The organism is Ensifer sp. Root423, assembly GCF_001426275.1.
In the GTDB taxonomy this organism is placed as follows: domain Bacteria; phylum Pseudomonadota; class Alphaproteobacteria; order Rhizobiales; family Rhizobiaceae; genus Ensifer; species Ensifer adhaerens.
In genome coordinates this window covers 47,266-53,805 of record NZ_LMEG01000020.1, presented here as the reverse complement: position 1 = coordinate 53,805, position 6,540 = coordinate 47,266, and the positions used below count along the sequence as shown (strand labels likewise).

6 protein-coding genes are annotated in these 6,540 nt (G+C 62.1%); 4 read left to right on the top strand and 2 right to left on the bottom strand.

Annotated elements, in window-relative coordinates:
• A partial coding sequence (locus ASD01_RS18920; protein ID WP_244495261.1) for an isocitrate/isopropylmalate family dehydrogenase occupies positions 1-288 on the top strand: 288 nt, incomplete at its 5' end.
• Between the two features lie 231 nt (positions 289-519).
• Positions 520-1,209 (top strand): phosphatase PAP2 family protein, encoded by a 690-nt coding sequence (locus ASD01_RS18915; protein WP_034800174.1) that lies wholly within the window; start codon positions 520-522, stop codon positions 1,207-1,209.
• A 101-nt stretch (positions 1,210-1,310) separates the two neighbouring features.
• Here ASD01_RS18915 and ASD01_RS18910 read toward each other — a convergent pair whose 3' ends face one another.
• Positions 1,311-3,200 carry an MFS transporter gene (locus ASD01_RS18910; RefSeq protein ID WP_060644238.1) on the bottom strand — a complete coding sequence of 630 codons (1,890 nt, stop codon included), beginning with the start codon at positions 3,198-3,200 and terminating at the stop codon, positions 1,311-1,313.
• Between the two features lie 485 nt (positions 3,201-3,685).
• Between ASD01_RS18910 and ASD01_RS18900 the strand changes: the two genes are divergently transcribed.
• Both ASD01_RS18900 and ASD01_RS18895 read left to right on the top strand, forming a co-directional pair.
• Positions 3,686-4,720, top strand: a complete 1,035-nt coding sequence (locus ASD01_RS18900) for an aspartate-semialdehyde dehydrogenase (RefSeq protein WP_034800169.1) — start codon at positions 3,686-3,688, stop codon at positions 4,718-4,720.
• Positions 4,721-4,913: 193 nt separating this feature from the next.
• Positions 4,914-5,735: a lytic murein transglycosylase gene (locus ASD01_RS18895; protein ID WP_034800180.1), complete on the top strand. Its 822-nt coding sequence runs from the start codon at positions 4,914-4,916 to the stop codon at positions 5,733-5,735.
• Between the two features lie 79 nt (positions 5,736-5,814).
• Here ASD01_RS18895 and ASD01_RS18890 read toward each other — a convergent pair whose 3' ends face one another.
• Positions 5,815-6,468: a carbonic anhydrase gene (locus ASD01_RS18890; RefSeq protein ID WP_034800167.1), complete on the bottom strand. Its 654-nt coding sequence runs from the start codon at positions 6,466-6,468 to the stop codon at positions 5,815-5,817.
• Positions 6,469-6,540: the final 72 nt, after the last annotated feature.

The window sequence follows — 6,540 nt, the reverse complement described above, 5'->3', positions numbered from 1 at the left end:
GGTGTCAGCGGCAAGCGCAAGGCGCTCTATGAGCCGGTGCATGGCTCGGCACCCGACATTGCCGGCCAGGGCATTGCCAACCCGATCGCGATGATCGCCTCCTTCGCCATGTGCCTGCGCTATTCCTTCAACCTGGTGACGGAAGCCGACAATCTGGAGAAGGCGATCGCCAACGTGCTCGACCAGGGCATCCGCACCGGCGACATCATGGCCGAAGGCGCACGGAAGGTCGGAACCGTCGAAATGGGCGAAGCCATCCTTGCCGAGTTCAAGGCGCTGTCGGCGTAAGCGACAACCGATCCCGGATCGGCGTCACGCCGACGCCAACAGGCCTACGAAAACCAACACCTCCGGAGCGCATCCGGAGGTGTTTTGCATTCCACGGCCTTGAATTTGCCAAAAGAACCGACACATCGGAAAAAGACGGACCGGGGCCGCCTGGCGCGGGAAGCGCCCTGCATCGTGCCCCGACAGGAACAGACAATTGCCGCGCGATCTGGGTGGCAGGATGGGAGAACCATGAACCGACCACTTGCGGCCACCGGATGGATCGTGCTGACAACAGCCATCCTCGTGTTCGCGCTCATCCCGCTCGATCCGTTCCTGTCACAGCGCGCGCAAGGCCTGCCGGACAACATCGTCACCTTCAATGAAAGGATCACCGATTTCGGTACCTTTGGCTGGATGATCTATCTTTCCGGTATCCTGCTTGCGGGGGCCTTCGTGCTGCGCCGGGCGGCAAGCCAGGGGCCGCTTCAAAACAAGGCGCGCACTGCCCGCGACCTCGCCGCCTATTTCCTTTTGACGATCGGCACCGCCAGCGCGTTGGTGCATACGCTGAAGCTCCTGATCGGCCGGGCACGACCGGAACTCTTTGCCGAGCTCGGCGCCTACAGCCTGACGCCGTTCGCCGCCAGTGATCTCTATGAGAGCTTTCCGTCCGGGCACTCGACTGCGGCCGGTGCGTTTTTCGGCGTCTTCGCCATGCTGCTGCCGAGACTGAGGCCACTCTTTCTGGTCCTGGCGCTGACGATCGGTGTTTCCCGCGTCATCGTTGGCGCACACTATCCGAGCGACGTCGCCGCCGGGCTGCTGCTCGGCCTTTGGACATCGGTGATGATGGCGTTTGTCTTTGCCAAATACGGTCGCCTGTTTCGCCTCGGCCCGGGCGGTTGGCCGCTTGCCGGACGCAGCGAGCCGACCCAATAAAAAAGCCGGCGCGGAAGACCGCGCCGGAGTCAGGAGAGCCATAATAGCTCGGGGAAGATTTGAGGTGCTCCCGGGATTTGTTCTCTCCGGGAGCGCCGGGCTTAATCCATCGCGTGGATGTCGCGATCCTTCGTTTCCGGCAGGAAGAGGAGGCCGATGACCAGCGTGATCCCTGCAAAGACGATCGGGTACCAGAGGCCGTAGTAGATATCGCCCTGGGCAGCACTCATCGCGAAGGCCGTTGCCGGAAGCAGACCGCCGAACCAGCCGTTGCCGATGTGGTAGGGCAGCGACATGCCGGTGTAGCGGATGCGGGTCGGGAAGAGTTCGACCAGCAGGGCTGCGATCGGGCCGTAGACCATCGTCACGTAGATGACGAGCACGGTGAGCACCGCGATGATCGTCGTCCAGTTGACGTTGGCAGGATCCGCGACCATCGCGTAGGTGCCGCCGCCGGCGATCGTGTAGACGGCCATTTCGGTGGCAGCGCCCACTTCATCCTTGGTCAGCAGCTTGTCGGCGATGAGCTTTTCGGCCGGAACCATGGTCTTTTCGCCGCCGCGGACAGCGGCTGCGTCAAGCGACAGTTCCGGGTTGGCGGTGATAAAACCGTCAAGCTTGGCGTCCGGAACCTTTGCCGCGCCACGAACCAGCGGGTAGCCGGCATTGTGGAGCGCCATGTTGGTCTGCTTTTCGAAGGCGGCGTTGGCGGCCTTGGCACCATCGCCAGCAGCGACTGCGTCGTAGCTGTTGATCGTGGTGTCGCCGACCTTGACCGTCGCCGCCGTGCCCGCTGCTGCCGTCGTGACGACGTCGTAGGGAACGGAGTTCTTGGTGAGGAACGCGGTTGCGATGTCGCACGAGGTGGTGAACTTCGCCGTGCCCGTCGGGTTGAACTGGAATTTGCAGTCGCCGGGAGCCGCGGTCACCGTTGCGCGAACGGTTGCCTGGGCTTCAGCGAGTGCAGGGTTACCGGCCCAGGTCAGCGCCTTGAACAGCGGGAAGTAGGTGAGCATCGCAAGCAGCAGACCGGCCATGATGATCGGCTTGCGGCCGATCTTGTCGGAGAGCCAGCCGAAGAGCACGAAGAAGCCGGTGCCAATCAAAAGCGAGGCGGCGACCATGATGTTGGCCGACTGACCGTCTACTTTCAGGACACCGGTCAGGAAGAACAGCGCGTAGAACTGACCGGAGTACCAGACCACGGCTTGTCCGACGACGGCACCGAACAGCGCCAGAAGCGCGATCTTGGCGTTCTTCCACTGGCCGAAGGCTTCCCGAAGCGGCGCCTTGGAGCCCTTGCCCTCTTCCTTCATCTTCTTGAAGGCCGGGGATTCGTTCATCTTCAGACGGATCCAGACGGAAATGCCGAGAAGCACGCAGGACAGCAGGAACGGAATGCGCCAGCCCCAGGCGGCGAAGGCTTCCTTGCCGAGCGCGAACTGCACGAGCAGGATCACCACCAGCGACAGGAACAGACCGAGCGTCGCCGTGGTCTGGATCCAGGACGTGAAGTAGCCGCGACGCCCATGCGGCGCGTGTTCGGCCACGTAGGTTGCCGCACCGCCATATTCGCCGCCGAGCGCCAGGCCCTGCAGCATGCGCAGCACGATGAGCAGGATCGGCGCGGCAATGCCGATCGAGGCAGCGCCGGGCAGGATGCCGACCAGGAAGGTCGACAGACCCATGATCAGGATCGTCACGAGGAAGGTGTATTTGCGGCCGACGAGGTCACCCAGGCGACCGAAGACGAGCGCGCCGAACGGGCGAACCAGGAAGCCCGCGGCAAAGGCCAGAAGCGCGAAGATGTTACGCGTCGTTTCCGGGTAGGAACTGAAGAAGGTCGCGCCGATGTAGACGGCGAGCGAACCGTAGAGATAGAAATCGTACCATTCGAAGACGGTACCGAGCGACGAGGCGAAGATGACCTTCTTCTCCTCGCCGGTCATCGGACGCGTTTTTGCGTCGTCCGCTGTCGCGACATTTGCCATTTTGATAATCCTCCACTCCAAAGGAGCGCCCATTGGCTGGTCCAGCATTCCTCCCTCGAACGTCCGGACGTGGTGCGCCTGAAATGAGGATGTCAGAAAAGTGTCATCACAGGCAGAGATGCTTTCGGCTTATGACTTTCGTCTAATGCGGCGATCGATCGCGGGCAGGGCGGGGGCGTGCCGGCGCGCGGCAATGTCTTGACTCTTCCCCAAAACCGCGTAAGAGCAGCGACGAACGAGGAAATCACCACCATGCGACCGATCGGTCCAGCCATCGCTGCTTTGATCCTGCCGGCTCTTGCCGCGGGGCAGGATGTCGATTTTTCGTTCGCTTGCAAAACAACGGCCAAAACGACGACGAAAACCGTCTGACGTCTCTGGCCCTCCGCTCTCTCCCCGGTTTGGCCGGGGACAGGAACCCTCGCGGCAGGTCGCGCGGTTTCCCCCTCACCCGACGAGGAGAGACAGAAAAGAGAGCTTAGATCATGGGTTTCAAGATTGCAGTCGCAGGCGCCACCGGCAATGTCGGCCGGGAGATGCTGAACATCCTTTCCGAACGCGGCTTTCCCGCGGATGAAGTGGTCGCCCTCGCTTCCGCCCGCTCCCAGGGCACCGAAGTTTCCTTCGGCGACAAGACCCTCAAGGTCAAGAACCTCGAAAACTACGACTTCTCCGACACCGATATCTGCCTGATGTCGGCTGGCGGCGCCGTATCGCTGAAGTATTCGCCGAAGATCGGCCAGCAGGGCTGCGTCGTCATCGACAACTCCTCGGCCTGGCGCTACGACGCCGAAGTGCCGCTGATCGTTCCGGAAGTGAACCCGGACGCGATCGCGCAGTTCACCAAGAAGAACATCATCGCCAATCCGAATTGCTCGACCGCCCAGCTCGTCGTCGCGCTGAAGCCGCTGCACGACCACGCCAAGATCAAGCGCGTCGTCGTCTCGACCTACCAGTCGGTTTCCGGCGCCGGCAAGGACGGCATGGACGAACTCTTCAACCAGACCCGCGCCGTCTTCGTTGCCGATCCGATCGAATCGAAGAAGTTCACCAAGCGCATCGCCTTCAACGTCATTCCGCACATCGACGTGTTCATGGAAGACGGCTACACGAAGGAAGAGTGGAAGGTTCTCGCCGAGACCAAGAAGATGCTCGACCCGAAGATCAAGGTGACCTGCACTGCCGTGCGCGTTCCCGTCTTCATCGGCCATTCGGAATCGGTGAACATCGAGTTCGAAAACGAGATCACCGCTGACGAAGCGCGCGACATCCTGCGCGAAGCGCCGGGTTGCCTCGTCGTCGACAAGCACGAGAACGGCGGCTACGTCACGCCTTATGAGTGCGCCGGCGAAGATGCGACCTACATCTCGCGCATCCGCGAAGACGCAACCGTCGAGAACGGCCTCAACCTGTGGGTCGTTTCCGACAACCTGCGCAAGGGTGCCGCTCTGAACGCGATCCAGATTGCCGAGCTGCTGGTCAATCGTGGCCTCATCAAGCCGCGCAAGCAGGCTGCCTGAAAACGGCATTAGAACCATTCACTCCCGCCAGGCTCTTTCGAGCCTGGCGGGTTTCCTGTTTCACGAGGGGCCGATCCTTCCCGGATTCACGTGAAACCACGATAAAGTTACCTGCCGCTTGCGGTAGGTGACACGGCCGGCGAAGGCTGGCATTTTTAAGAGCAACGAGATTCGGGCTATGACGGGGTATTTCATGCACAGGGCGAAGTGCGCAGCAGTGGGGCTTGCCGCCCTGATTTCGACTGCAGTTTTTCCGGCGGTGGCATCTGCCGCCCAATGCGGCAATGACGGAAGCGGCTTTGAAGCCTGGGTGCAGAACTTCAAGCAGCAGGCCTCCGGCAACGGCATCAGCCCGCAGGTGCTCGACCGTGCACTCTCCGGCGTCTCCTACAACAAGGCGACGATCCGCGCCGACCGCGGCCAGAAGAGCTTCAAGCTGTCGCTCGAGCAGTTCATGCAGAAGCGCGGCGGCCAGGTGATCATTTCCCGCGGCAAGAAGATGAAGCAGCAGAACGCCGCACTCTTTACCAGCATCGAGCGGCGCTACGGCGTGCCGGCTGGCCCGCTGATTGCCATCTGGGGCATGGAAACCGGCTTCGGCGGTTTCATGGGCAAGGAGCACACGCTCTCGGCCGTTTCGACGCTGGCCTATGACTGCCGTCGCTCGGACTACTTCACCAACCAGCTCTATGCGGCCCTGCAGCTCGTGCAGCGCGGCGATCTGAGCCCGGATGCGCGTGGCGCCGCCCACGGCGAGATCGGCCAGACCCAGTTCCTGCCCGCCAACGTCCTGAAATACGGCGTCGATGGCGATGGCAACGGCCATGTCGACATGGTTCGCTCCAAGGCCGACGCGCTGGCATCCACCGCCAATTTCCTGCGCGGCCATGGCTGGCAGCCGGGCGCCGGCTATCAGCAGGGTCAGGCGAACTTCGCTGCGATCCAGGGCTGGAACGCCGCAAGCGTCTACCAGCAGGCGATCGCCATCATCGGCGCCGAGATCGACGGTCTCTAGGATTTTCGTCCTTCGGAACGCATAACCAACCAGACAAAGGGCCCGGTTCGAAAGAGCCGGGCCTTTTTTTGCTGACCGATTACATTCCCGGGCGGGAGAAGTCGCCCGTCACCGGGTCCATCACCCAGAGTTCGCCGGTCGAGATGTCGAACCAGGCGCCGTGCAGGTGGAGCTTGCCCTTGGCCTCGAGGATCTGGACGCACGGGAAAGTGCGCAGATTGGCAAGCGAGTTGCGGATCGAAACCCGCTCGAGCGCACGCTGGCGCTCCGCCTGCGTCATCACGTCGTTGCTCTGGATCTGCTCAGCCGCGGGCCTCAGCAGATGCATCCAGCGACCGATGAAATCGCCCGGTGACAGAGGCTCCGCATCGGGATCGAGTGCCGCTTTGATACCACCGCAGCGGCCATGGCCCATGACGACGATGTCGCTGACGCGCAGTGACTGCACGGCGAACTCGAGGGCTGCCGAAGTGGAGTGGTAGTGACCATCCGGCTCGTAGGGCGGCATGAGATTGGCGACGTTGCGCACGACGAAGAGTTCGCCCGGGCCGCTGTCGAAGATCGTTTCCGGCGCAGCGCGCGAGTCGCAACAGGCAATCACCATCGTCTTCGGCTTTTGACCGGTTTCCGCCAGCGCCTTGTAGCGTTTCTGCTGCTCGCTGAAGCGACCGTTCATGAAGTTGTGGTAGCCGTTCAGAAGATAGTCCGGAAAACGCTGCTGCTGCTTGTCCATCGATTGCTCCGCTCGTGCTTCAAGGCGGCATGGCCGGCTTTCGCCCACCTGCGCCTCCGTCATGAAAATGAT

What these genes read in the sequence shown, in the direction of transcription:
- ASD01_RS18915 (WP_034800174.1), top strand. Translation starts at nt 520, where the DNA reads ATGAACCGACCACTTGCGGCCACCGGATGGATCGTGCTGACAACAGCC.
- ASD01_RS18910 (WP_060644238.1), bottom strand. Translation starts at nt 3,200, where the DNA reads ATGGCAAATGTCGCGACAGCGGACGACGCAAAAACGCGTCCGATGACC.
- ASD01_RS18900 (WP_034800169.1), top strand. Translation starts at nt 3,686, where the DNA reads ATGGGTTTCAAGATTGCAGTCGCAGGCGCCACCGGCAATGTCGGCCGG.
- ASD01_RS18895 (WP_034800180.1), top strand. Translation starts at nt 4,914, where the DNA reads ATGCACAGGGCGAAGTGCGCAGCAGTGGGGCTTGCCGCCCTGATTTCG.
- ASD01_RS18890 (WP_034800167.1), bottom strand. Translation starts at nt 6,468, where the DNA reads ATGGACAAGCAGCAGCAGCGTTTTCCGGACTATCTTCTGAACGGCTAC.